20 protein-coding genes are annotated in these 23749 nt (G+C 66.2%); 7 read left to right on the top strand and 13 right to left on the bottom strand.

Annotated features, from left to right (window positions below; all coding sequences use genetic code 11):
- Positions 1-13: 13 nt before the first annotated feature.
- The gene (locus J2S76_RS08665; protein ID WP_307059505.1) at positions 14-604 is read left to right on the top strand and encodes an SCO family protein; all 591 of its coding nucleotides are present in this window, start codon (positions 14-16) and stop codon (positions 602-604) included.
- Here J2S76_RS08665 and J2S76_RS08660 read toward each other — a convergent pair.
- Entirely contained in the window at positions 549-2492 is a 1944-nt protein-coding gene (locus J2S76_RS08660) for a glycosyltransferase (protein WP_307059503.1), read from the bottom strand. The genes J2S76_RS08665 and J2S76_RS08660 overlap by 56 nt on opposite strands.
- 279 nt (positions 2493-2771) lie before the next feature.
- Here J2S76_RS08660 and J2S76_RS08655 point away from each other — a divergent pair, with 279 nt between their 5' ends.
- The 3 genes from J2S76_RS08655 to J2S76_RS08645 all read left to right on the top strand — a co-directional run bounded on the left by J2S76_RS08655 (position 2772) and on the right by J2S76_RS08645 (position 5829).
- Positions 2772-3485: a transporter substrate-binding domain-containing protein gene (locus J2S76_RS08655; protein ID WP_307059500.1), complete on the top strand. Its 714-nt coding sequence runs from the start codon at positions 2772-2774 to the stop codon at positions 3483-3485.
- 97 nt (positions 3486-3582) lie between these two features.
- A complete protein-coding gene (locus tag J2S76_RS08650; RefSeq protein WP_307059498.1) occupies positions 3583-5241 on the top strand; it encodes a lysine--tRNA ligase in 1659 nt (552 codons plus the stop codon).
- Positions 5242-5265: 24 nt separating this feature from the next.
- The gene (locus J2S76_RS08645) at positions 5266-5829 is read left to right on the top strand and encodes a hypothetical protein (protein ID WP_307059496.1); all 564 of its coding nucleotides are present in this window, start codon (positions 5266-5268) and stop codon (positions 5827-5829) included.
- Here the strand turns inward: J2S76_RS08645 and J2S76_RS08640 are convergent.
- The 12 genes from J2S76_RS08640 to J2S76_RS08585 all read right to left on the bottom strand — a co-directional run bounded on the left by J2S76_RS08640 (position 5818) and on the right by J2S76_RS08585 (position 19768).
- Positions 5818-7509, bottom strand: a complete 1692-nt coding sequence (locus J2S76_RS08640) for a thiamine pyrophosphate-binding protein (RefSeq protein ID WP_307059494.1) — start codon at positions 7507-7509, stop codon at positions 5818-5820. The genes J2S76_RS08645 and J2S76_RS08640 overlap by 12 nt on opposite strands.
- Positions 7510-7597: 88 nt before the next feature.
- Positions 7598-8080, bottom strand: a complete 483-nt coding sequence (locus J2S76_RS08635; protein WP_307059492.1) for a DUF6644 family protein — start codon at positions 8078-8080, stop codon at positions 7598-7600.
- A 6-nt stretch (positions 8081-8086) separates the two neighbouring features.
- Positions 8087-8500 carry a DUF6152 family protein gene (locus J2S76_RS08630; RefSeq protein WP_307059490.1) on the bottom strand — a complete coding sequence of 138 codons (414 nt, stop codon included), beginning with the start codon at positions 8498-8500 and terminating at the stop codon, positions 8087-8089.
- A 124-nt stretch (positions 8501-8624) separates the two neighbouring features.
- Positions 8625-11063: a DNA topoisomerase (ATP-hydrolyzing) subunit B gene (gene gyrB, locus J2S76_RS08625; protein WP_307059488.1), complete on the bottom strand. Its 2439-nt coding sequence runs from the start codon at positions 11061-11063 to the stop codon at positions 8625-8627.
- 202 nt (positions 11064-11265) lie between these two features.
- The gene (gene recF, locus J2S76_RS08620) at positions 11266-12444 is read right to left on the bottom strand and encodes a DNA replication/repair protein RecF (protein ID WP_307059486.1); all 1179 of its coding nucleotides are present in this window, start codon (positions 12442-12444) and stop codon (positions 11266-11268) included.
- On the bottom strand, positions 12441-13556 hold the full coding sequence (gene dnaN / locus J2S76_RS08615) for a DNA polymerase III subunit beta (protein ID WP_307059484.1): 1116 nt from the start codon (positions 13554-13556) through the stop codon (positions 12441-12443). The genes recF and dnaN overlap by 4 nt, the downstream gene beginning before the upstream one ends.
- A gap of 225 nt (positions 13557-13781) precedes the next feature.
- Positions 13782-15278 (bottom strand): chromosomal replication initiator protein DnaA, encoded by a 1497-nt coding sequence (dnaA, locus tag J2S76_RS08610; RefSeq protein ID WP_307059482.1) that lies wholly within the window; start codon positions 15276-15278, stop codon positions 13782-13784.
- A gap of 1137 nt (positions 15279-16415) precedes the next feature.
- Positions 16416-16682 (bottom strand): 30S ribosomal protein S20, encoded by a 267-nt coding sequence (gene rpsT / locus J2S76_RS08605; protein ID WP_018389771.1) that lies wholly within the window; start codon positions 16680-16682, stop codon positions 16416-16418.
- A 172-nt stretch (positions 16683-16854) separates the two neighbouring features.
- Positions 16855-17628, bottom strand: coding sequence for an enoyl-CoA hydratase (locus J2S76_RS08600; protein WP_307059479.1), 774 nt, complete (start codon positions 17626-17628; stop codon positions 16855-16857).
- A gap of 10 nt (positions 17629-17638) precedes the next feature.
- Positions 17639-18571 carry a bifunctional DNA-formamidopyrimidine glycosylase/DNA-(apurinic or apyrimidinic site) lyase gene (gene mutM, locus J2S76_RS08595; protein WP_307059476.1) on the bottom strand — a complete coding sequence of 311 codons (933 nt, stop codon included), beginning with the start codon at positions 18569-18571 and terminating at the stop codon, positions 17639-17641.
- A 29-nt stretch (positions 18572-18600) separates the two neighbouring features.
- Entirely contained in the window at positions 18601-19236 is a 636-nt protein-coding gene (locus J2S76_RS08590; protein WP_307059475.1) for an HAD-IA family hydrolase, read from the bottom strand.
- Between the two features lie 10 nt (positions 19237-19246).
- Complete coding sequence (locus J2S76_RS08585) at positions 19247-19768, bottom strand: invasion associated locus B family protein (RefSeq protein ID WP_307059473.1); 522 nt, start codon at positions 19766-19768, stop codon at positions 19247-19249.
- Positions 19769-20079: 311 nt separating this feature from the next.
- On the opposite strand from J2S76_RS08585, the gene coxB reads away from it, so the two are divergent.
- The 3 genes from coxB (at position 20080) to J2S76_RS08570 (ending at position 23745) form a co-directional block, all read left to right on the top strand.
- On the top strand, positions 20080-20973 hold the full coding sequence (gene coxB / locus J2S76_RS08580; protein ID WP_370874716.1) for a cytochrome c oxidase subunit II: 894 nt from the start codon (positions 20080-20082) through the stop codon (positions 20971-20973).
- 64 nt (positions 20974-21037) lie between these two features.
- A complete protein-coding gene (gene ctaD, locus J2S76_RS08575) occupies positions 21038-22630 on the top strand; it encodes a cytochrome c oxidase subunit I (RefSeq protein ID WP_307059469.1) in 1593 nt (530 codons plus the stop codon).
- Between the two features lie 161 nt (positions 22631-22791).
- On the top strand, positions 22792-23745 hold the full coding sequence (locus J2S76_RS08570) for a heme o synthase (protein WP_307059467.1): 954 nt from the start codon (positions 22792-22794) through the stop codon (positions 23743-23745).
- Positions 23746-23749: the final 4 nt, after the last annotated feature.

Raw genomic sequence — 23749 nt, 5'->3', positions numbered from 1 at the left:
CTGCTGTGGTGCCATGTCCAACCGTCGTGTTCTGCTGCTCCTCGCCGCCTTCGTCGTCGGTGCCGTCGTCATCGTCGCCAGCGCCCTTGCCCTGCTTCCGCCCGGACCGGGCACCGTGTCGAGCCAGGTGACGATCGGTGGCCCCTACCAGCTTGTCGCCCAAGATGGGCAGGCGGTGACGCAGGACACCTACGCCGGCAGCCCCACCCTTGTGTTCTTTGGCTTCACCCACTGCCCCGACATCTGCCCCACGGCACTCTATGAGATGTCGCAACTCTTCGAGGCGTTGGGTCCGGATGCCCGCAAGGCCACGGGGCTGTTCATCACCGTCGACCCCGAGCGGGACACGCCAGAGGTGTTGAAGGCGTATCTCGGGAGCTTCCACCCGAGCATTCAGGGACTAAGCGGCACGCCGGAGCAGATCGCCGCCGTCACGCGGGCCTATCGCGCCTATGCCAAGAAGGTGCCGACCCAGGGTGACGACTACACGATGGACCACACGGCCATCGTTTATCTGATGGACAAGGATGGCCGGTTCGTCGCCCCGTTCAACTTAAAGCGGCCCCCAGAGGAGGCGGCGGCCGAACTGCGCCGCTACTTCTGAGCCGCACGGCCGGTCGCAATCGCTGCCGCCGGCGCGAGGTCCTCGCCAGCCCGTGTTCGGTCTTCTCCCAGCGTGTGGGAGCAACCACAAGCTCAATCAGGCCGCGCCAGGCGGCGGCCGACATCATCAGCCAGTAGAGCGGCATCAGCGCCGCAACGCCGCCGATACCCGGGATGCCGCGTCGGCGCATACCCATCAAGGTGGAAAGCACCACGCCCACAAGTCCCGCAAGCAGCACGCAGAACCAGATGGCGTCGAGCATGGTCGACACAACGGAGGGATTCGCAGGTGGCTCTCTCATCACATTCAGCAACAGCGAAACGACCAGCACCGGATGGAGCAGCGCCGCCGCCGTTCCGCTGCCGAGCAGGAAAAGCAGCGTCAGCGTTCCCGGCCATCCTGCGGTGCGGGCCATAAGCAGCGGCTGTCGCGCATGCACCAGTAGGGTCTGCATCCATCCCTTGTACCAGCGCGTGCGCTGGCGCATCCAAGAACCGAGCCGACGCGGTGCTTCCTCGTCCGTCGTCGAGGCGATGACTTCGGTGCCCCAGCCCGCTCGGGCGAGGCGGACGCCAAGGTCGGCGTCCTCAGTGACGTTGAAGGGATCCCAGCCGCTGACGTCATCAAGGGCGGTGCGCCGGAAATGGTTGGATGTGCCGCCGAGGGGCAGTGGCAGCCGGTAGCGGTCGAGCATGGGCAACACGACATCGAAATAGCCGGCATACTCGGCGGCGAATTGTCGGGGGATCCAGCCATCGGCCAGATTGTCGATGACGAGGCGCGCCTGCACGCAGCCGATGCGCTCGTTCCCCCGGGCTCGGAGAGCGGTGCAGACCTGCCGCAACTGCAGCGGATCGGGCACATCCTCGGCATCATAGACGCCGACCACCGAGCCGCGGGCAAAGGGAAGGGAGGCATTCAGCGCCTTCGGCTTGGTGCGTGGCCCGACAGCGGGAGCGACGATCACCTCGAAGCCGGGGCGACGGGCGTGCAGGGCCAGGGCGGTCGCCGTCGGTTCGTCATCGGCCTCGATGACCAGGAGGACCTGAAGTTTTTCCCTGGGGTAATTGATGGCGTCAAGTGCATCGACCAGTTGCGGCACCACCCGCGCCTCGCGATAGAGGGGGACGATCAGGCTGTAATCCGGCAACGACCCGTCGTCGCGGGCGGGGCGCGGTGGGGCCTGCGGCGGGACCGTGCACGCGGCGAGTTTCAACGTCGCGCTGCCAACAAGCATGAGAGCCACCAGTCCCGGCAGGACCCATGCGCCGAAGAAGGAGGTTGTCGTCGTCGTCAGGAAAAGGGCCGCCAAGGCGAAGGCGGCCACGCCGAAGAGGGAGCGGGAAGCGCTCAGCGTTCCCGCCGACAGCTCCGGCTGGCGATCCCTCAGCTGGAAGGCGGCCCGCCAGCCGAGCTGTCGCGCGAAGCGCCACCGCACGAAGTCCGCCAGCCGCTCGGGCGTTGTCAGGCTAATCCGACCGCGCAGTTCCGGCCGCTCGTCCAGCGTCGCCGCCAGGCGGCGCAGCCGCAGCCCGCGGGCGGCGGCGACAAGTCGCCCGTCCTCCGTTCGCATCACGCCGCTGCGCAGCATGGCGACAACGTCCTTGGCGCTGACCCGTCCAGGCGCTGCGAAAACGGCGGGGTCGAGCGGCTCAAAGGCAACGCCAAGCTCGTGCGCCGCTGCCTGGGCAAGCTCGTCGGGCGAGACATAGCCTGCGGCGAGCAGGGTCTCGTCGAGACCCACTCCGATCCGGTTCGCCCGGCGCAGTGCCTGATACAGAACGGAAGGGTCCAGCCGGTGCGCTATGCCGACAGCCTCGACCGGGATGTCACCCTCGTGCAGCGCTTCCAGCCGCTCGAAAGAGCGGCCGCGCACCATGTGTGTCATACGGCGGCCCTCTCGCCTAGTGGACACCAAGACGGTAGAACATCGCGGTGGCGGGGCAGCCGCCAAACTCAGCGCGAGGCGAGTGTGCGGTATTTTATTCCGGTAGTTAAGCCCTGTTTACTGATGGCGTTTGCCGGCGCCGTTGCACTGGCGCCGCCGTTAAGCGCAGCATGGGCTCAATCGACATCTGTGCCGCCACCGCCGTCATCAACGAGCGCCGCTGGGACGGTGATGGTTCCCGGTTTCTGGGACCCGAAGCGCCGGCCGGAGCGGCCGGATGTGACCCGCCTGCCGGTTCAGATTCGCTTCGTTACCACCGAGGACTACCCCCCCTTCAGTTTCCGAGGTGATGACGGTCGGCCGACCGGATTTAATGTGGACGTTGCCCGGTCCATCTGCACGGAACTGGCCATTCGCTGCACATTGGAAATCCTGCCCTTCGAGCAATTGGTCGAGGCGCTGGAGAGCGGCAAGGCCGATGCCGCCATTGCGGGCATCGCCATCTCCGCGGCGAGCCGAGAGCGCACTGATTTCTCCGACCGCTATTTCCGCTCGCCCGCTCGGTTCGTCGGTCGAAAGGGCGATCCGGCGCTAAAGGTCACGCCGGACGCGCTGGCTTCCAAATCGGTCGGTGTGGTCGCCGACACCGCGCATGAGGCATATCTGCGCGACTTCTTCAATGAGATCGCCATCCGGCAGTTCGCCGACGCTGAAGCGGCACGGGCCGCCCTCCAGAAGGGCGATGTCGACCTTATCTTTGGCGATGGTGTGCAACTCGCGCTGTGGCTGAATGGCACGGCATCGGCCGGGTGCTGTGCCTTTGTCGGCGGCCCCTTCACCGAGAGCCTCTATTTCGGCGAGGGCATGGGTATTGCGGTCAAGCGCGGCAATGATGCACTGCGCCAGTCGCTCAACTACGCCCTCGCCCAGCTCTGGGAGGAAGGGGTCTATACCGACCTCTATCTGCGCTGGTTCCCCATCAGCGTTTATTGACGCGGCCGCTCACACTACCTAGAGCATGCCCGAGGCGAAGCTCCGGGGCCCCGGGGCGGCCTCCAATTTGTGCGTTCACAGCCCAGGAGGGCAGATCATGACGGCGACCGCTCCGGTCGAGGATTTTGCAGTCGAACTGCGCACGCTGGCGGAATCCGCCGGCGCATGGCCGTTCGAGGAAGCCCGCAAGATCGTCGAGCGTCTGAAGCGGAAACCGAAAGACGAGGTCCTGTTCGAAACGGGCTACGGTCCCTCGGGACTTCCGCACATCGGTACGTTCGGCGAGGTGGCGCGCACGACCATGGTGCGCCACGCCTTTCATGCGCTCACCGAGGGCAAGATTCCGACGCGGCTTCTGTGTTTCTCCGACGACATGGACGGCATGCGCAAGATTCCGGAAAACGTACCGGATCCGGGGGCACTGAAGCCTTACCTGCAAATGCCGCTCACCAAGGTGCCCAATCCTTTCGGCGGCGGCTTTGCCAGCTTCGGCGACCACAATAATGCGATGCTGCGGCGCTTCCTCGATACGTTCGGATTCGACTACGAATTCGCCAGCGCGACCGAGTACTATTTCTCCGGCAAGCTCGACGCGGTGCTGCTGAAGGCGGCGGAGAAATACGACGCGATCATGGAAGTGATGTTGCCCACGCTGGGTGAGGAGCGGCAGGCGACCTATTCGCCCTTCCTGCCGATCTCGCCGATTTCAGGCCGTGTGCTCTATGTCCCGCTCAAGGCCGTCGATGCCAAGGCGGGCACCGTCACCTTCACCGACGAGGACGGGGTGGACAAGACCGTTCCCGTCACCGGCGGCCATGTGAAGCTGCAGTGGAAGCCGGATTTCGGCGCCCGCTGGGCCGCGCTTGATGTCGATTTCGAGATGTTCGGCAAGGACCACCAGACCAACGCGCCGATCTATGACCGGATCAGCGAAATCCTCGGTGGCACGGCGCCCGAGCATTTCGTCTATGAGCTGTTCCTCGACGAGAACGGCCAGAAGATCTCGAAGTCCAAGGGCAACGGCCTGACGATCGACGAGTGGCTGACCTATGCCAGCCCGGAGAGCCTGGCGCTCTACATGTTCCAGTCGCCGCGCTCGGCGAAGAAGCTGCACTTTGATGTGATCCCCAAGGCAGTGGACGAGTATTTCGGCTTCCTGGCGCGTTATCCGACGCAGGACTGGAAGAACAGGCTGGGCAATCCGGTGTGGCACATCCATTCCGGCAACCCGCCGGTGGAGGAACTGCCGCTGAGCTTCGGCCTGATGTTGAAGCTCGCCTCGGCCTCCAATGCCGAGGACAAGGCTGTGCTCTGGCGCTTCATCGAGCGCTACGCGCCCGGCACCTCGCCCGCGACCCATCCAACGCTTGACCAGCTTGCCGGCTATGCCGTGCGCTACTTCATCGATCGGGTGAAGCCGCGCCGCAGCTACCGGCTGCCGGATGAGGTGGAAGCGCAGGCGCTGGCCCGCCTCGACGCGGCGCTGGCGCCACTCGACGGAACCGACCGAGACGCGATCCAGAACGCCGTGCTCGATGTCGGCCGCGCCGAGCCGCGTTACCAGGACCACAAGCGCAAGAGCCCGAGCGGCGGGCCGGGCGTGACCTTCGCCTGGTTCAGCGCACTCTACGAGCTGCTGCTCGGCGAGAAAGAAGGACCTCGTTTCGGCGGCTTTGTGGCGGCCTATGGTATCCCGGAAACGCGCGCGCTGATCGCCCGGGCGCTCGCCGGCGAGCTGGCCCAGGGCGCGGCCTGACAACACGGCGGGGAGTGGGGCGACATGCCGAAGCGGCGCAAGGGACAGATCGACCTCCGGGTCGATGACCCGCAGCAACTGCTCGACATGCTCGACCCGTTTCCCTTCCGCGAGCGCGGCCTGGACGGGGAGGTGGACGAGTATGTGCGTGAGCACGCCCTCGACGTACCCCCCGACGTCGCACTGGCCATCACCATTCACCTGCCCGGCACAGAGGCGGAGGGTTCCCTGGCGCAGAGCCTGCCGGCGGTCTTCCGGCAGCATTTCGAGCATCAGGCGGAACGGCGCAGCCACGAATTATCGGCGCTGTTCGCGCAGGGTCGCAAGGCGCTGGTCATCGGCCTTGTGGTTCTTGGCCTGTGCCTCCTGGTCGGCCAGTCGCTGGTGAACCTCTTTCCCAGTTCACGCCTCGCCGGCGTCGTCATGGAAGGCCTCGTCATCCTTGGCTGGGTGGCGAACTGGCGGCCGATGGAGATCTTCCTGTTCGACTGGTGGCCGCTGGTGCAGGAGCGCCGGCTCTCCCGCCGCCTCGCCCACGCTCCGGTCACGGTTCTTGCGCAGAAGCCGCACGAGCCGTTAGCCGCCTGACCGCTCCGCCAGCGACTTTGCCCGCAACGCGCTGAGGGATGTGGTCGGCGTGATCGCCTCGGGGTCGAGCTTCACATGCACGATAGCCGGCAGACCCGAGGCAAAGGCGGCATCAAGCGCCGGCACGAAAGCGTCATCCGTCTCGACCGTCACGCCGAAGCCGCCAAAGGCGCGGGCATAGGCGGCAAAGTCCGGGTTCCTCAGCGTGGTGCCGAACACGCGGGTAGGATATTCGCGCTCCTGATGCATGCGGATGGTGCCGTACATGCCGTTGTCGACCACGACGGCTACGATGGGTGCCCCATATTGGACGGCCGTGGCGAATTCCTGCCCGGTCATCAGGAAGTCGCCGTCGCCGCAGACCGCGACCACCGGTGTTGCCGGCTGGGATATCTTCGCAGCCACTGCCGCCGGCAGGCCATAGCCCATCGAGCCGGAGGTCGGGGCCAGCTGTGTCCCATAGGCGCGAAAGCGATGGAAACGGTGAACCCAGATGGCGAAATTTCCGGCGCCGTTACAGATGATGGTCTCCCTGGGCAGGGCGCGGAGATAGCGAACCAGGCTCGCCATCTGCACCGCGCCGGGATTGGCGGGGAGTTCGTCGGTCCATGCGAGATAATCCGCACGTGCCTGCGCCCGCCAGTCAGCCCAAGGCAGTTCGTTGGGGGGCTGCACGCCCTCCAGCGACGCGGCGAAGGCGCCGGAGGAGGCGTTGATGGCAAGCGTGGGCTGATAGACCCGCCCCAATTCTTCCGGATCGGCATGAACATGCACAAGCGGCACGCCGGGATCGGGAATCCCGAACAGGCTGTAGCCCTGAGAGGGCACCTCGCCGAAGCGCCCGCCGGCGAGGATCACAAGGTCGGCCGCCTTCAGCCGGGCGAGCAGCTTGGGGTTGGCGGAAAAGCCGATATCGCCCGCGAAACAGGCGTGATCGGCCGGGAAAAGCATCTGCCGGCGGAAGCTCACCGCCAGCGGCAGGTCGAACCGCTCGGCAAAGCGCTCCACCGACGCGATTGCCCGCTCGTTCCACCGCGCGCCGCCGAGGATCATCACGGGCCGTTTGGCGGCCCACAGCAGGCGCTGGAGCCGCATCATGTCGGACAGGCCGGGCCAGGTTTCGGCCGGCTCCACGGCGGGGGCGTCCGGCACGGCCGCCATTTCGCTCAGCACATCTTCGGGCAGGGCAATGACCACCGGCCCCGGCCGGCCCTGCATGGCGACCCGGAACGCGCGTGAAACGATCTCGGGTATGCGGGCCGCCTCGTCGATTTCCACCGCCCATTTGGCGAGCGGCCCGAAGGCGGCGCGGTAGTCCACCTCCTGGAACGCCTCGCGCCCGCGCATGGAACGCGAGATTTGCCCGACGAACAGGATCATCGGCGTGGAATCCTGCTGCGCGATGTGGATTCCCGCGCTCGCATTGGTGGCGCCCGGCCCGCGGGTGACGAAGCAGATGCCCGGCCGCCCGGTGAGCTTGCCGCAGGCCTCCGCCATCATCGCCGCGCCGCTCTCCTGTCGGCAGATGACGAAGTCGACATTGCTGTCGGACAGCGCGTCCAGCACGTCGAGATAGCTCTCTCCGGGGACGCCGAAGGCTCGGGAGACGCCATTGGCGAGCAGGGCATCGACAAGAAGACGGGCGCCGGTGCGCGGGGCGGGGGAGGGAAGGGAGGTCATGATGGTGAACTCGGGCGCGACAGGAGGCCGGCACTCTAAAGCTGCGCGTGAGCGAAGGCGAGTGGGCTGGCCCGGTCATCTCCGGTCCTCAGGCAAAACCGATCCAGCGCCCCGCGACGAGTATGGCCAGCCAGAGGAGGGCGGAAGCCGCCGCCGAGGCGCGCACCCCGCCCGTCAGTGGTTTGCCTGCCAGTACATGACGATAGGCCGGATTGGCGTGCTGGATCCCGACATTCGCCAGCGCCGCCGCGAGCAGGGCCAGCTTGACGAGGAAGGCGGGGTTCTCCGCATATTCGGCGGGTCGCACCGTGAACAGCCATAGGCCGGTCAGCACCGCGAGCCCCACACCGATCGCGGCTACGCGCGTATGGAGCGGGGCGATGACCGCCAGCGGCACCTGCCGCAGACCGCCAAGCAGCCGCAGGTCGAGCACGAGGATGGAGCCGAGCAGCAACGCCAAACCCAGGATGTGACCGGCGTTCACCAACAGATAGGCGATCCACGACGCCCGCAGCCAACGAGCGCCGGGCCAGCCACCGAGCGCGGCGAGAAGGCTCGACAGTTCGTCCATGGCCGTTCAGTTGCTGCCGATCCGCTCCGGATACATGTCGTAGTTCTGGCCGGCGATGGTGATGCGCACCGCCTTGATATGGGCCTTCGCTTCGTCGCGGTTGCGATTGCCCAGCACGGTGATGGCATCTCCCGGTTTGGCCGTATCCCCGGTGAAACCGGAATTGGCGGTCTGGCGGGGATTGCCGAGATCGACCTGCCAGAGCGTGCCATCCTGCGCTGTCACCTGCAGAGAAGGATGCGGCGGCGCCATGGAGATGGTCTTGATCGTCCCTTCCAGCGTCATCTGCTCGCTCTGCGCCCAGCTCCAGCCATGATGGGCGAGCGCGGGAGCGGATATGGCGAGAAGGGTGGCAAGGCCACCCGCCAGGCCGGCACGTCTGAGAGCACGGCGGCTGGTTCGGTGATGCACAAAGCGCATTGAAGCGGCTCCTGTCGTTGCGGAAGTCGCTTCAAACTATGGTGCGCTAGTGCCAAGCGGCGAGTGGCCGCTCGCTCACTTCTGCGCCAGCGCGGCTAGGCGCAGGCGCATTCTCCATCGAGCATCACACGTCGACGCTGGCGCGCAGGGCGTTGTCCTGGATGAACTCGCGGCGAGGTTCGACCACATCGCCCATCAGCCGGTTGAACAGGTCGTCGGCATCGGCGACCTCCTTCACCTTCACCTGCAGCAGTGAGCGGGCGTCGACATCAAGCGTCGTTTCCCACAGCTGTTCGGCATTCATTTCGCCAAGGCCCTTGTAGCGCTGGAGCGCGATGCCCTTGCGTCCGGCATCGGTGACGGCATCGAACAGGTCCATCGGGCCGAAGACCAGCGTTTCCGTTCCTTTGCGGCGCATGGTGGCCGGTTCTGCATGGACCTCCTGCAGGTCGGCGGCGAGGCTGTCGAGCCGACGTGCTTCGGCGGAACCCACGAAGGTGGCGTCCAGAGCCGCGACCTCCTTCACGCCGCGCACGGTGCGGGTGAAGCGGAAGCCGGCACCGTCTCCCTCGCCGACCCAGCCGCGCTCGGTGTCGTCGGCGATGAGATCGAGGCGCCGGGCGACGACCTTGGCGATGTCGGCGGCGCGCTCTTCCTCGATCAGGAGGCCGGGCGTCAGGGCGCCGGCGATCGCCGCCTGCTCGACCACGGCACGGTTATAGCGCGGGTGCAACCCGTTCATCACATGGCGGAAGGAGCGGGCGCTCTCCAGGACGTGGTGAAGATCGGCGCCGCCGCGCACTTCGCCTGTCTTGAGGAGGAGCGACGCCTCGTCGAGGCCCTGAGTGATCAGGTAGTCTTCCAGCGAGCGCTCGTCTTTCAGGTACTGTTCCGATTTGCCGCGCGTCACCTTGTAAAGTGGCGGCTGGGCAATGTAGATGTGCCCGCGTTCCAGAAGTTCCGGCATCTGGCGGAAGAAAAAAGTCAGCAGAAGGGTGCGGATGTGGGAGCCGTCCACGTCTGCGTCCGTCATGATGATGATCTTGTGGTAGCGCAGCTTGCCGACATTGAAGTCGTCGCGACCAATGCCGGTGCCCAGCGCCGTGATCAACGTGCCGATCTGCTCGGAGGAGAGCATTTTGTCGAAGCGGGCACGCTCGACGTTCAGAATTTTACCGCGCAGGGGCAGGATGGCCTGGAAGGCGCGGTTGCGGCCCATCTTGGCCGACCCGCCGGCCGAGTCACCCTCGACGATGAAGAGTTCAGACTTGGCGGGGTCGCGCTCCTGGCAGTCGGCGAGCTTGCCGGGAAGCGAGGCGACGTCGAGCGGGTTCTTGCGCCGGGTGAGTTCGCGCGCCTTGCGCGCCGCCTCGCGCGCGGCGGCCGCCTCGACCACCTTCGTCACCAAGGACTTACTTTCCCCGGGGTGTTCCTCCAGCCAGCTGCCGAGCGCGTCATTGACCAGCGCCTCGACCACCGGGCGAACCTCGGAAGAGACCAGTTTGTCCTTGGTCTGAGAGGAGAATTTCGGATCGGGCACCTTTACCGAGAGGACAGCGGTCAGCCCCTCGCGGCAATCCTCGCCAGTCGGGTCGACTTTTTCCTTCTTGGCGATACCCGAACGCTCGGAATAGCCGATAATCTGCCGGGTCAACGCCGCAGCAAAACCGGTGAAGTGGGTGCCACGGTCGCGCTGCGGGATGTTGTTGGTGAAGCACAGCACGTTTTCATGATAGCTGTCGTTCCACGAAAGCGCGCATTCTACAACGATACCATCGCGTTCAGCGCGAATGACGATCGGCTTTGGCAGTAGCGCCTGCTTGGAGCGGTCGAGATACTGAACGAAGGCTTCGACGCCGCCCTCATACATCATCTCCTCCCGCTTGATCTCGGGATGGCGCGCGTCGGTCAGCACGATGCGTACGCCCGAATTCAGGAAGGCGAGTTCGCGCAGCCGGTGTTCCAGCGTCGCATAGTCGAATTCGATGTGGGTGAAGGTGTTCGGGCTCGGCACGAAGGTGACCATCGTGCCGCGCTTGCCTGCGGGGGCCGGGCCCTTCACGGCCAGCGGCGCCTCGGCGTCGCCATGGCGGAAGCGCATATGGTGCTCCTGCCCGTTGCGCCAGATGGTGAGGTCGAGCGTGGTCGACAGCGCGTTCACCACCGAGACGCCCACGCCATGCAGGCCGCCGGAGACCTTGTAGGAGTTCTGGTTGAACTTACCGCCCGCGTGCAACTGGGTCATGATGACCTCGGCCGCCGACACGCCCTCTTCGTCGTGGATGTCGGTGGGAATGCCGCGACCATTGTCTGTCACGGTTACCGAACCCTCGGCATTGAGCGTCACCGTCACCTCGTCGGCATAGCCGGCGAGTGCTTCGTCGATGGCGTTGTCCACCACCTCATAGACCATGTGGTGCAGGCCGGAGCCATCATCCGTGTCGCCGATATACATGCCCGGGCGCTTGCGCACGGCATCAAGGCCGCGAAGCACCTGGATCGACTGCGCGCCATAGTCGTCCCCGTTTGCCGTGGGGGTCGGTGCGTTGTCGGGTTCGGACATGAATGAAGCTCTTCGATTCGTTTGACGTGACGGAGGTTTATACCGCAATCGCGCGGTTATTTCGTGGCTGCGGGCGCCAGACTGGCGACCCTCATCCTGCCGGCGGGGGTCTCAAGGCGAGACGCCGTGTTGCGCGTGCCTGCGCAGCCGCGCGTGACCACGGAGATATAGGAGTTTTTCCCTTTATTTTCAAGGATGCAGCCTAGACCGAGCCAATGCGCTCAACATGGCCGGGCGTCACCGCGAAGCGCTCGGCCCGTTCCGGAAGCCCCGCGAAGGCGGAGGGGTCCGCGCCTGTCATCCACACCTGGCCGCCGAGCGCCTCCAATGACGCGAACAGGGCCATGCGACGCGCGGGGTCGAGATAGGCGACGACGTCATCGAGCAGCATCACCGGCGCAATGCCGGTCATTTCAGTGACCAGCCTTGCATGGGCGAGGGCGAGGCCGATCAGAAGCGCCTTCTGCTCGCCGGTGGAGCCCTGTCCGGCGGCAATCGACTTCGGGCCGTGGCCGACGAGGAGGTCGGTCAGGTGCGGTCCGTCCAGCGTGCGTCCCGCCGCCCGGTCGCGCGGGCGTGCGGCGCGAAGGGCGAGCCGGTATTGATCCTCGACGAGGGTGGCCGGCTCGCGTGCCAGAGCGCGCTCCACCTCTCCCTCAAGCGCCACAGTCGCCCAGGGAAAGGGCGAGGCGTCATCACCGCCCTCGTCCCGCCCCTGGGCGATGCCGGCGGCAAGCCGGCGTACCGTCTCCATCCGCGCGGCGGCAACGGCGATGGCGAGCGCGGCGAGCTCCTGCTCGACGGCGTCGATATAGCGCGGATCGGCGGAGAGTTCTTCCAGCAGACGGTTGCGCGCCCGCAGCGCCCGCTCCAGCGCGTTCACCCGCGCGCCGTGCTCCGCATCGACCGCCAGCACGAGCCGGTCGAGAAAGCGCCGGCGCTCGGAAGGGGGCCCGAGGAACAGCCCATCCATGTCGGGTGTCAGCCAGACGACGCGCACATGTGCGGCAAAGGCGGCAGCCGAGCCGACAGGTTCGCCATCGACGCGGCAGCGCCGTGCGCGGGCCTCACCATTGGCCTCTACCCCCGTGCCGAGTGTCACTTCGCCATAGGCACCCTCGACCATGGCGGCGACGGCCCATCCCGATGCGGGTACCCCCTGCGGCCCTCGGGCGGCAAAATGGTCGAGGCTCGCCCGTCTCAGCCCTCGCCCAGGGGCAAGCAGGGAAATCGCTTCCAGCAGATTGGTCTTGCCGGCGCCGTTAGGGCCGAGCAGCACGACCGGACCCTTGCCCGCCCGAATCTCCGCCTGATGGTAGCTGCGGAAATCGGTCAGCCGCAGGCGAACGATGCGTGCCGTGACCGTCGCGAGCAAGCTCACACGCGCATCGGCATCAGCACATAAAGCGCGCCGCGCTTTTCCGGGTCCTGCACGAGGGTGGGAGAGCCCGGATCGGCGAGCTTCAGCTCGGCGGTGCTGCCTTCAATCTGCGAGGTGATGTCGAGGAGATAGCGGCTGTTGAAGCCGATATCGATCGGCTCGGCCGCGTATTCCACCTCGATCTCCTCGGTAGCGCTGCCCGAATCCGGATTGGTGACGGAGAGGGTCAGCTTGCCATCGGCAATGGAGAGCTTCACCGCGCGCCCACGCTCGCTCGCCACGGTCGAGACGCGATCGACAGCGGAGGCGAAGTCGGCCTTGTCGACAACGAGGGTCTTGTCATTGCCGACCGGGATGACGCGGCCATAATCGGGGAAGGTGCCGTCGATCAGCTTGGACGTCAGCACCACGCGATCGAGCGACACGCGGATCTTGGCGGCGGAGAGTTCCACCGTGACCTCGGCGTCGGCATTCTCGGCCAGGCGCTGAATTTCGGCGACCGCCTTGCGCGGCACGATGACGCCGGGCATGCCAATGGCCCCAGCGGGGGCCGTGGTCTGCGCCTGCGCGAGGCGATGACCGTCGGTGGCAACAGCGCGCAGCACCGGTCCGCCGGCATCAGCGACATGCAGATAGATGCCGTTGAGATAGTAACGGGTCTCTTCGGTCGAGATGGCGAACTGAGTCTTGTCGACCAGCCGCTTCAGCTCGCCGGCCGGCAGGGTGAAGCTGTGCGACATCTCGCCCGCGGCGAGATCGGGAAATTCGTTCTCCGGCAGGGTCTGAAGCGCGAAACGGGAGCGGCCGGCACGCACGGTGAGCGTGCCGCGATCGCCGGACGTCTCGATCAGCACCTGAGCGCCCTCGGGCAGCTTGCGCACAATGTCGTAGATCGTGTGAGCCGGCACCGTGGTGGCGCCTTCCTGCTGCACTTCGGCGGCGATCGTCTCGACGATCTCGATGTCGAGATCGGTGGCGCGCAGCGCGAGGCCGCGCGGATCGCTGCGCATCAGCACGTTGGCGAGGATCGGAATGGTGTTGCGCCGCTCGACGACACGATGAACGTGCGCCAGAGACTTGAGCAACTCGGCCCGCTCGACAGTGACCTTCATGGCCGCGACACCCGTGGCTTTACGAAAAAGGGAAGGCGCACGAGGCACGGGCGGCCGGAAGACACCCGACCACGCGCCCCGGGCAGCGGCGCGGCTGCGCCGCCGGGGGCGACGACATTGCCGCCACTGGCCTATCAAAGCAAGCGGCGCACCCTTTGGGTGCGCATGAATGATGGGGAAATCTGCGGGGATAGTGGGGAGCGCGCCGCCGTGCGGCGCTTTCCGCTATTCCTCGTTGACCAGCCGCTTCAGCGCTTCCACTTCGTCGGCCAGCACGCGATCGGTGCCAACAAGGCCGTCGATCTTGCGCACGGCATGCAGCACGGTCGTATGATCGCGCCCGCCGAAGCGCCGGCCGATCTCCGGCAGCGAGCGCAAGGTCAGCATCTTCGCAAGGTACATCGCGATCTGGCGCGGCTTCACCACATTGGCGGTGCGGCGCTGCGAGAGGATGTCGGCGCGGCTGACATTATAGTGCTTGGCAACGACGCGCAGAATATCGTCTACCCGCACGCGCTTGGGCTCGCTGGAGCGCACCAGGTCGCGCACGGCCGTCTCGGCCATCTCAAGGGTGATGGCGCGCGAGGTGAGCTGGTTATGCGCCAGCAGGCGATTCAGCGCGCCGTCGAGGTCGCGCCCGTTCTGGCCGCAATTGCGGGCGATGAAGTTCAGCACGTCCGGCGGCACGCCGAAGCCGGGGTGCTGCTGCGACAGCGTGGCGATGCGGGCGGCAAGGATTTCGAGCTTCAGCTCGTCATCCAGCGGCGCGATTTCGACCACGAGCCCGCCGGCGAGGCGTGAGCGAACCCGCTCCTCCAGCGCGTCGAGTTCGGCCGGCGGACGATCGGCGGCGATCACCACCTGGCGGCCGGAATCCATCAGGGCATTGAGCGTGTGGCAGAATTCCTGCTGGACGCTCTTGCCCTGCAAAAACTGCAGGTCGTCGATGACAAGCGTGTCGATCCCGCGCAGCTGTTCCTTGAAGACCAGCGACGACTGGCTCTTCAGCGCGGCGACGAAGCCATACATGAAGCGTTCGGCCGTGAGATAGACGACGCGCCGGCCATGATCGGCGCCATCGGCGGCAATGGCCTGCAGCAGGTGCGTCTTACCAAGGCCGACAGCCGCGTGGAGATACAGAGGGTTAAAGACAGGGCCGCTGCCGGAGGGCGCATGAGCGACCTTCAGCGCCGCCGCGTGGGCGAGGCGGTTGGAATCGCCGAGGCGATAGGTCGTGAAATTGAGGCGGGGGTCCAGCGGCGACCCGTTGGCCACTTCCGCCGGGTTCGCCATGGCGATCGAGACGGGCGTCGCGGCGTCGGCCTCAACAGGGGCAGGCGCTCGCGTCACCACGGTGCGCACCGGCATCGGTGCGGCGCCCGGCGCCCGCATCACCGCCGTGCGGACGATCAGTTCGACACGGTCGGCGGAGCCCTCTTCCTGCCAGAGCGCAACCAGACGCTCTATATAGTGCTGCTGAATCCATGTCTTGAGGAAGCGGGTGGGCACTGACAGTCGCACGAATCCGTCATGGATTCCGTCCAGTTCGATGCGCGGGAACCAGCTCGAATACACCTCTTCCCCGACCTCGGCGCGCAGACGACGTCGCACGCGATCCCAAGCTTCGCGGGCGTCCGTGTCTAGCCCTGCCCGCGCACCAGCGCGTGCCGCCACGCCGGGAAACTGGGCTTTGCCAGAGGGTTCGATGCCATCTTTGAACATATCGGCTCCGCGCTTTTTTGCGGTTGTTGGGACACACGAGAGCCATGCCTCAACGCCGGATCGCGGGCGCGACCGAGCGGGCGGCAGGCTCATCAGTGTGAATGAAGTGGACGACGACGCCTCTCGGCCGTCCGTCAATCGGCGGGGGATGTCATTAGACGACCCGCATCAGCGCCTCAATAGGCAAATGCTCCAAGGTATGTGGCTCACGCGGAGCGCAGCTCAATTGAGGGTTTCGTATCTCCTCGTCGCAGACGCGATCCACCGTTGGAACGGCGGAGCGATCTGGACACGCACCCTCTCGTGCGCTCATTTGCGTGGTCATAGAAGCCCCTTCACGGCAAGATCATTGCCGCCCTCAAAAGTTTAGATTGTTATGATTCAACTGAAAATTGGCAACACTACGCACTACGCTGACAAGATCTTCTTTCGCAGAAGACATGTCGTTTGACGCCAGGCGATAGCAAATCCTGTGGGGGTAGGGTCATGAATACAACACACGCCACCCTCCTCACGTTGCAATGAGCCGTTCCAAACTCAACTTTTCGCTGAGGTGTCCGGCCGGGCCGGATGAAGACAACATACACAGCACCCCCCTGCGGTGCAACGCCATAGGCGTCGCAGGGGTGGCATCCCGGTGCCGCACGTCGCTGATTCGGTCGCACAAAAAAGAGCCATCAGTCGGCAAATCTCTGAGTCACTTGCAAGATTCATCGGGGCAAATTGGCGGGTCTTTCCGCAGCTAATTTTGCACCGTGGGGGGGAGGGGGGGGCTGGGAAGGGGTGATTCGAGGGGGGTTATCCCGTGTGGGTCATAAGCGCATGAAAATAAAGGAAAAAATCTGCGCGATGGCCACGCAATCTGACGGCGAATTTACAGCTTTTGCCCTGCTCGGGAGTGCCGGCGGAGTCAAGGAGCATCGCCTCTTTAGATCGAGCCGTTCGGGCCGCAAGGCGTCTCTGTGACACTTATGCAACGGCGGTCGCGGGCGGCTCCTAGCCGCCGACGTCCGCGTTCGGACGTGCCCAAGCCGGCCTCTTCGCAAACGCGAAAAGCCCGGCACGAGGCCGGGCTTGACGTCATTCTCGATTGTCGTGTTCAGGCGCGGCTGCGAGGCCTGCCCTCAGGCAGCGTGTTCAGGCGCTAAGCTTGGCCAGACGCTGCGCCAGGCGCGAAACCTTGCGCGAGGCAGTGTTCTTGGGCAGCACGCCCTTCTGGGCGGCGCGCATGATTTCCGGCTCGGCGCTCTTGAACGCAGCACCCGCCGCGTCCTTGTCGCCGGAGGCAAGAGCCTCCTCGACTTTGCGCACAAAGGTGCGCATCCGCGAACGGCGGTTCTTGTTGACCTCGGTCCGGCGCTCAATCTTGCGAGCCGCCTTTTTGGCGGAGGGCGTATTGGCCATCGGCCATCCTCTTCATCTTCGCAAGGACGCCGCGTACCGCGCCTTGCCGAAATGTCGGTTGCAAATGATTAAGCGGAGCTAGCCCGGAGGAGCTCCGCGTGAGTGGCGGGCTTATAGTCGGGGGGCGCCGCCGCGTCAATATGCAAGGCGCGGGCGGTCGCCCCGGCAATGGTTAATTGTTGGTAAAAGAGGCGCCACGCTTGGCGGCGAAGGCGGCCATTCCTTCTTTTTGGTCGGCTGTGGCGAACAAAGTTTGGAAGAGGCGGCGTTCGAATCGGATTCCTTCGGACAGTGAGGACTCGAAGGCGCGGTTCACGCTCTCCTTGGCCATCATCACCGAGGGCAGCGACAGGTCGGCGATGGTGTCGGCGACCTTCATCGCCTCGGCCTTCAGCTCGGCCAGCGGCACCACGCGCGAGACCAGGCCGTAGCGGTCGGCTTCCTCGGCGGTGAGGGTGCGGCCGGTGAGGATCATCTCCATCGCCTTGGCCTTGCCCACCGCCCTTGTGAGCCTCTGCGAGCCGCCGGCCCCCGGAATGATGCCGAGCTGGATCTCCGGCTGGCCGAAGCGGGCATTGTCGGCGGCGAGGAGGATGTCGCACATCATGGCGATCTCGCAGCCGCCGCCGAGCGCGTAGCCGGCGACCGCGGCGACCACCGGCTTGCGGCAGCGCGAGAGCCGCTCCCAGGAGGTGATGAAGTCGTCGACATAGGTTGAGGGAAAGCTAAGTCCCTGCATTTCCTTGATATCAGCGCCCGCGGCGAAGGCCCGCTCGGAGCCGGTGAGGACGATGCAGCCAATGTCGGAATCGCGCTCGAAGCCGTCCAGCGCCCGGCCGAGCTCGTCGATCAGCGCGGCGTTGAGGGCGTTCAGGGCCTTCGGGCGGTTGAGGGTGATCACCCCCACGCGCCGGTGGGTTTCGACGAGGATGGTCTCGTAGGACATGGGGCGGCTCCTAGCGCTGGCAGGCGGCACAATAGAAGGTCGAGCGCCCGCTTTGCACAAGCCGGGCGATGGTTCCCCGGCAGCCGGGGCTGGTGCAGGCGCCGCCCTCGCGGTCATAGACCCGGAAGGTGTGCTGGAAATAACCGAGGGTACCATCCACCTGGGCATGGTCGCGCAGGGTCGAGCCGCCGGCCTCGATGGCCTCCTCCAGTACCGTTCGGATGGTCTCGACCAGCTGGACGATCAGTGCAGTGGGGTGACCAGTCGGTGCAGTGAGGGTAGAGGCCGCACGTTCCGGCGAGAGGCCGGCGCGGTGCAGCGCCTCGCACACATAAATATTGCCCAGCCCGGCGACGACCTTCTGGTCGAGCAGCGCCGCCTTCAGCGGCGTGCGCCGTCCGGCGAGGGCGCGGGCCAGCGCCTCGGGGGTGAAGTCGGGGCCCAGCGGCTCGGGCCCGATGTCACGGAACAGCGGGTGCGCCGCCAGCCCCTCGCGCGGCAGCAGGAACATGGCGCCGAAGCGGCGCGGGTCATTATAGACGATCTCCACCCCGCCGGTCCGGCCCGTCGCGCTGCCGTCGGCGCCGCCCTCCATGCGCAGCACCACATGGTCATGGGCGGCGAGGCGCGAGCGCGGCATGTGGAAGTCGCCCGGCGTTTCCGGCGGGCCGGTGTCGGGCTCGATGCGGAAGGAGCCGGACATGCCCAGATGCATCACCAGCACCTCGTCGACGCCGTTCGCGTCCGGTCCCACATCCGCCATCAGATATTTCGCCCGCCGGTCGAGCCGGCGCAGCGTGCGGCCCGTCAGCCGCTCGGCGAAGCGCTCGGGCAGCGGCCAGCGCAGATCCGGCCGCCGGGCCACGGCCGCGAGAATGCGGCGCCCCTCCATAAGAGGGGCGAGGCCCCGCCGGACGGTTTCGACTTCGGGCAGCTCGGGCATGGATGAACAGGGCTCGCGGCGAGGAGGCTTCAGGCCACCATATGGTGCGCGCGCAGGAAGTGCGCGAGTTCCGTCGCGCGGGTGAAGCAGTGGGCACGCAGCCCGGCCTCACGGGCGCCGGCGATATTGACCGGCTTGTCGTCGATCATCACCGCCTCGCGCGGCGCGACGCCATAAAGCGTGGCGATGCCTTTATACACGGAAGGCGTCGGCTTCTTCGCCCCGAACTCGCAGGCGACATGCATGGCCGGGCCGAACCGCGCCCGCAGCTCCGGCACCAGCACGTCGAAATGCGCGCGCATGATGTGGCCGTTATTGGTGAGCAGGGCGATGGGGGTGTGTGCGCGCACCTCGTCCACCAGCGCCAGCACCGCGGGGTCCAGCGTCATGGCGAGGGCGCGGGTGCGCAGCCAGTCGGCATGGCCGAACGGCACGCCGAGCGCCTGCGCGATGACGGCGAGATAGGCGTCGGGCGTGAGGTGGCCGAGATCGGAGGCGCTCTCGATGCCGCTGTCCCAGACCAGCCGCTCGACATCGGCGGCGGAAAGCCCCGCCAGAGCGCCCATGGCGGCGCGGCGGGCCTCGACGTCGTAGCGCAGCAGCACGTCATCCATATCGAAGATGACGAGGCGGGGAGGGGGCATGTGCGCGGGGGCGACGGTCATCGGCGCCGCCTCAGGGGAGCGCGTCGTAGCCCTGGCCGAACCCGGCGAGATTGAGCGGGATGCCGATGCCCTCGTCCGGCTCGGGTGTCTCGCGGATGACGAAGATCGCCTTGGTGCCGTTGCGCAGGCGTTCCATCAGCTTGGCGTCCATCTCCACCTCGGCGACGCAGCCATTGGGCACGCAGCGCACGAAGCCGACGCTGCCGATGGGCGCGTCGTCGATGATGAGGCCGAGGCCGGAGGGAAGCAGCACGCCGAGCGGCGCGAGCACACGCAGCAGCGACTTGCCGCTGTCGCGCATCTTCAGCACGATGGCCGTGAGACCGACATTCGGGCGGTCATCGGCCTGCACGCTCTGCAGCAGCACGCATTGCTCGGACTGGGCGCCGGGCGGGGTGTCGCACCGGATCTGCCATTCGCCATGGACCGAGCGCACGACGCCCTGCGCCGCCGCCCCGTCGAGGGAGGCGAACAGCGCCGCAAGGGCAAGCGCCGCGACAATGGCGGAACGGAGGGCCGCGAAGCCGGGCATGGCTGTCTCCCGAAATGTGTCGTTCGCTATGTCTTCTAAAGAATCGGCGGCGGGGGACAAGGCGAATCGTGCGTGGGGCCCTTTTCCACCGCCCCCGGGGCAGGAGGCGGTACAAGCCCGAGCGTAATGTCAAGAATGCGGCAATCCATCGCCCCATGGAGATAGAACGGTTCCAGGCACCCGACGTCATGTCGCAGGAGGGTACCCCCCCTGGCGCGTTGCTCAGGTGTCCTTTTTGTGTTTGATGAAGATCAAATCACGCTGGCCCGACACGCGATCGCCATCGCTTCATCCGGGCCACGGGGAAGCTGATGGGAGTGACGTTCGCGATGAATTCGTGGGTCCGCAACGCTGCACGCCGGGCTGCCGGTCTTGCCGGTGGGGTGCTCGGCATGCTGGCGCTGGCCTTTACCGGGGCCGCTCTGGCGGGAACGGGACAGCCTTCGCCCTGGCAGATCAATCTTCAGGGGGCGGCCTCTCCGGTCATGGAGAGCATCCACTCCTTCCACTTCTTCCTTCTCGTCATCATCGTCGCCGTCGTGCTGCTGGTGCTGGCGCTGCTGGTCGTGGTGATGGTGCGCTTCAACGAGAAGGCCAATCCGGTGCCTTCCCGCACGACGCATCACACCATGATCGAGGTGGCGTGGACGGTGGTTCCGGTGCTGATCCTGGTGGCGATCGCCATCCCCTCCTTCCGGCTGCTGTTCCTGCAGCTGGACCTGCCAAAGGCGGACATCACCGTGAAGGTGACGGGCCACCAATGGTACTGGTCCTATGAATATCCCGACAATGGCGCTTTCAGCTTCGACAGCCTGATGGTGCCGGAGGCGGACCTCAAGCCCGGCCAGCCGCGCCTGCTCGCGGTCGACAACGACGTGGTCGTGCCGGTGAACAAGATTGTCCGCATCCAGGTGACGGCCGCCGACGTGATCCACTCCTTCGCTCTTCCGTCTTTCGGCGTGAAGATCGACGCCCTGCCGGGCCGGCTGAACGAGAGCTGGTTCCAGGCGACCAAGGAGGGGATCTATTACGGCCAGTGCTCCGAGCTCTGCGGCAAGGACCACGCCTTCATGCCCATCGCCATCCGGGTGGTGAGCGAGGCCGAGTTCGCGGCTTGGGTGGAGACGGCCAAGCAGGAATTCGCCGGGGCTCCGGCGCCGGCGCGTGTCGCGCAGGGCGACGTGGCGGGCGTTGCTGCCCGCTGAGAGTGCCGGTTCGGCGCATTGAAGTTTCTAAGTGCCTGAAAAGGCGCGAATGAGGGACGGTTCCATGGCATACGCAGCCGGTCACGCGGGCGATCCGACGGGTTGGAAGCGCTGGGTCTATTCGACCAACAACAAGGACATCGGTGTGATGTACCTGATCTTCGCGATCATCGCGGGGATCGTGGGCGGCGCCCTGTCCATCGGCATCCGTATGGAGCTGCAGGAACCGGGGATGCAGATCTTCTCCGATCCGCAGACCTTCAACGTGTTCACCACCGGCCACGGCCTCATCATGATCTTCTTCATGGTGATGCCGGCGATGATCGGCGGCTTCGGCAACTACTTCATCCCGCTGATGATCGGCGCGCCGGACACCGCCTTCCCGCGCATCAACAACGTGGCGTTCTGGCTGCTGCCGCCCGCCTTCGGGCTGGCGATCATGTCGCTGTTCGTCGAAGGCGCGGCCGGCTCGACCGGCTTCGGCGGCGGCTGGACCATCTACCCGCCGCTGTCGGGCAAGATCGGCCATCCCGGCCCGGCGATGGACCTGCTGATCCTGTCGCTGCACATTGCCGGCGCCTCCTCGATCCTCGGCGCGATCAACCTGATCACGACGATCCTCAACATGCGCGCCCCGGGCATGACGCTGCACAAGATGCCGCTCTTCGCCTGGTCGCAGCTGGTGACCGCGTTCCTGCTGCTGCTGTCGCTGCCGGTTCTGGCCGGCGCCATCACCATGCTGCTGACGGACCGCAATTTCGGCACCACCTTCTTCGACCCGGCCGGCGGCGGTGACCCGATCCTGTTCCAGCACCTGTTCTGGTTCTTCGGCCACCCGGAAGTGTACATCCTGATCCTGCCCGGCTTCGGCATCGTCTCGCACATCGTCTCGACCTTCTCGCGCAAGCCGATCTTCGGCTATCTCGGCATGGCCTATGCGATGGTGGCGATCGGCGTGGTCGGCTTCGTGGTGTGGGCGCACCACATGTACACGGTGGGCCTGTCCTCCTCGACCCAGGCCTATTTCGTCGCCGCGACCATGATCATCGCGGTGCCCACGGGCGTGAAGATCTTCTCCTGGATCGCCACCATGTGGGGCGGGTCGATCTCGATGCGCGTGCCCATGCTGTGGGCGATCGGCTTCATCTTCCTGTTCACGGTCGGTGGCGTCACCGGCGTCGTGCTCTCCAATGCCGGCATCGACCGTTCGCTGCACGACACCTATTACGTGGTGGCGCATTTCCACTACGTGCTGTCGCTCGGCGCCGTGTTCGCCATCTTCGCCGGCTGGTACTACTGGGTGCCGAAGATGTTCGGCTACATGTACAGCGAAGGCATCGCCAAGGTGCATTTCTGGCTGACCTTCATCGGCGTGAACCTGGTGTTCTTCCCGCAGCACTTCCTCGGCCTCGCCGGCATGCCGCGCCGCTATGCGGACTATCCGGACGCCTTCGCCGGCTGGAACTTCGTCTCCTCGATCGGTTCCTACATCTCCGGCTTCGCGGTGCTGGTGTTCCTGTTCGGCATCTACCGGATGTTCGCCGCCAAGGTTCCGGCCGGCGCCAATCCGTGGGGTGAAGGCGCGACCACGCTGGAATGGACGCTGAGCTCGCCGCCGCCCTACCACCATTTCGACGTGCTGCCGAAGATCAAGTGAGCGGGCGCACGCCGTGATCGACTAACCCGGCGCGGTTCTCCGCGCCGGTCGCGTAAAGGGGCGGAGCCGGTAACGGCCCGCCGGTCGCCGGCAAATGGTTCGCCCTTGGGCGGGCCCGCCGGAAGGAATGCGCCGCCCGATGGGCGCGCCGGAGTGAAGTGATGAGCGACGTCGCCTCGCGCGAATATGACCTGACCCCGACCGAGCCGCGCGCCCCCGGCACGCCGTCCTATGCCTCGGTGGCCGACTATGTCGCGCTGCTGAAGCCGCGGGTCATGTCGCTGGTCATCTTCACCGCGCTGGTCGGCATCGTCCGCGCGCCGGGCGAGGTGCACCCGGTGATCGCCTTCACCGCGCTGCTGTGCATCGCCATCGGTGCCGGCGCCTCGGGCGCGCTGAACATGTGGTGGGACGCCGATATCGACGCGGTGATGACCCGCACCCGCCGCCGCCCGATCCCCGCCGGCCGGGTGACGCCGGGCGAGGCGCTGGCCTTCGGCATCACGCTCGCGGTCGGCTCGGTGCTGGTGCTCGGCCTGCTGGTCAATGCGCTCTCCGCCGCGCTGCTCGCCTTCACCATCTTCTTCTACGCCGTCATCTACACGATGTGGCTGAAGCGCTGGACGCCGCAGAACATCGTCATCGGCGGCGCCGCCGGCGCCTTCCCGCCCATGGTTGGCTGGGCGGCGGCCTCGGGCGGCATCGGGCTGGAGAGCGTCCTGCTCTTCCTCATCATCTTCTTCTGGACGCCGCCGCATTTCTGGGCGCTGGCGCTCTACAAGTCGGGCGACTACGCCCGCGCCGGCGTGCCGATGCTGCCCGTCGTTGCTGGCCCTTCCGAGACGCGCCGCCAGATCCTGCTCTACACGCTGCTGCTGGTGCCGCTGGCGATGTCGCCCTTCTTCCTCGGCATGGCCGGGCTCGGCTATGGCCTCGTCTCGGGCATTTCAGGCGCGCTGATGCTGCTCTTGGCGGTGCAGGTCTATCGCCGGCGCGAGGGCGCCCCGGCGGAAGTCGCGGCGCGGCGGCTGTTCGGCTTCTCGATCCTTTATCTTTTCCTGCTCTTCGCGGTTCTCCTCATCGAGGCGATCGCGCCGGCCGGTTTCGGGCTGTGAGCGC

Origin of the sequence: Ancylobacter vacuolatus (assembly GCF_030813595.1) — a bacterium.
GTDB lineage: Bacteria > Pseudomonadota > Alphaproteobacteria > Rhizobiales > Xanthobacteraceae > Ancylobacter > Ancylobacter vacuolatus.
The sequence above is the reverse complement of the archived record's forward strand: the minus strand, read 5'-3'. Positions and strand labels throughout refer to the sequence as shown.

What these genes read in the sequence shown, in the direction of transcription:
- gyrB (WP_307059488.1), bottom strand. Translation starts at nt 11,063, where the DNA reads ATGTCCGAACCCGACAACGCACCGACCCCCACGGCAAACGGGGACGAC.
- J2S76_RS08570 (WP_307059467.1), top strand. Translation starts at nt 22,792, where the DNA reads ATGAGCGACGTCGCCTCGCGCGAATATGACCTGACCCCGACCGAGCCG.
- mutM (WP_307059476.1), bottom strand. Translation starts at nt 18,571, where the DNA reads ATGCCCGAGCTGCCCGAAGTCGAAACCGTCCGGCGGGGCCTCGCCCCT.
- J2S76_RS08635 (WP_307059492.1), bottom strand. Translation starts at nt 8,080, where the DNA reads ATGGACGAACTGTCGAGCCTTCTCGCCGCGCTCGGTGGCTGGCCCGGC.
- J2S76_RS08600 (WP_307059479.1), bottom strand. Translation starts at nt 17,628, where the DNA reads ATGTCCTACGAGACCATCCTCGTCGAAACCCACCGGCGCGTGGGGGTG.
- J2S76_RS08585 (WP_307059473.1), bottom strand. Translation starts at nt 19,768, where the DNA reads ATGCCCGGCTTCGCGGCCCTCCGTTCCGCCATTGTCGCGGCGCTTGCC.
- ctaD (WP_307059469.1), top strand. Translation starts at nt 21,038, where the DNA reads ATGGCATACGCAGCCGGTCACGCGGGCGATCCGACGGGTTGGAAGCGC.
- dnaA (WP_307059482.1), bottom strand. Translation starts at nt 15,278, where the DNA reads ATGTTCAAAGATGGCATCGAACCCTCTGGCAAAGCCCAGTTTCCCGGC.
- J2S76_RS08665 (WP_307059505.1), top strand. Translation starts at nt 14, where the DNA reads ATGTCCAACCGTCGTGTTCTGCTGCTCCTCGCCGCCTTCGTCGTCGGT.
- dnaN (WP_307059484.1), bottom strand. Translation starts at nt 13,556, where the DNA reads ATGAAGGTCACTGTCGAGCGGGCCGAGTTGCTCAAGTCTCTGGCGCAC.
- J2S76_RS08630 (WP_307059490.1), bottom strand. Translation starts at nt 8,500, where the DNA reads ATGCGCTTTGTGCATCACCGAACCAGCCGCCGTGCTCTCAGACGTGCC.
- rpsT (WP_018389771.1), bottom strand. Translation starts at nt 16,682, where the DNA reads ATGGCCAATACGCCCTCCGCCAAAAAGGCGGCTCGCAAGATTGAGCGC.
- J2S76_RS08660 (WP_307059503.1), bottom strand. Translation starts at nt 2,492, where the DNA reads ATGACACACATGGTGCGCGGCCGCTCTTTCGAGCGGCTGGAAGCGCTG.
- J2S76_RS08640 (WP_307059494.1), bottom strand. Translation starts at nt 7,509, where the DNA reads ATGACCTCCCTTCCCTCCCCCGCCCCGCGCACCGGCGCCCGTCTTCTT.
- J2S76_RS08645 (WP_307059496.1), top strand. Translation starts at nt 5,266, where the DNA reads ATGCCGAAGCGGCGCAAGGGACAGATCGACCTCCGGGTCGATGACCCG.
- coxB (WP_370874716.1), top strand. Translation starts at nt 20,080, where the DNA reads ATGGGAGTGACGTTCGCGATGAATTCGTGGGTCCGCAACGCTGCACGC.
- J2S76_RS08650 (WP_307059498.1), top strand. Translation starts at nt 3,583, where the DNA reads ATGACGGCGACCGCTCCGGTCGAGGATTTTGCAGTCGAACTGCGCACG.
- J2S76_RS08590 (WP_307059475.1), bottom strand. Translation starts at nt 19,236, where the DNA reads ATGACCGTCGCCCCCGCGCACATGCCCCCTCCCCGCCTCGTCATCTTC.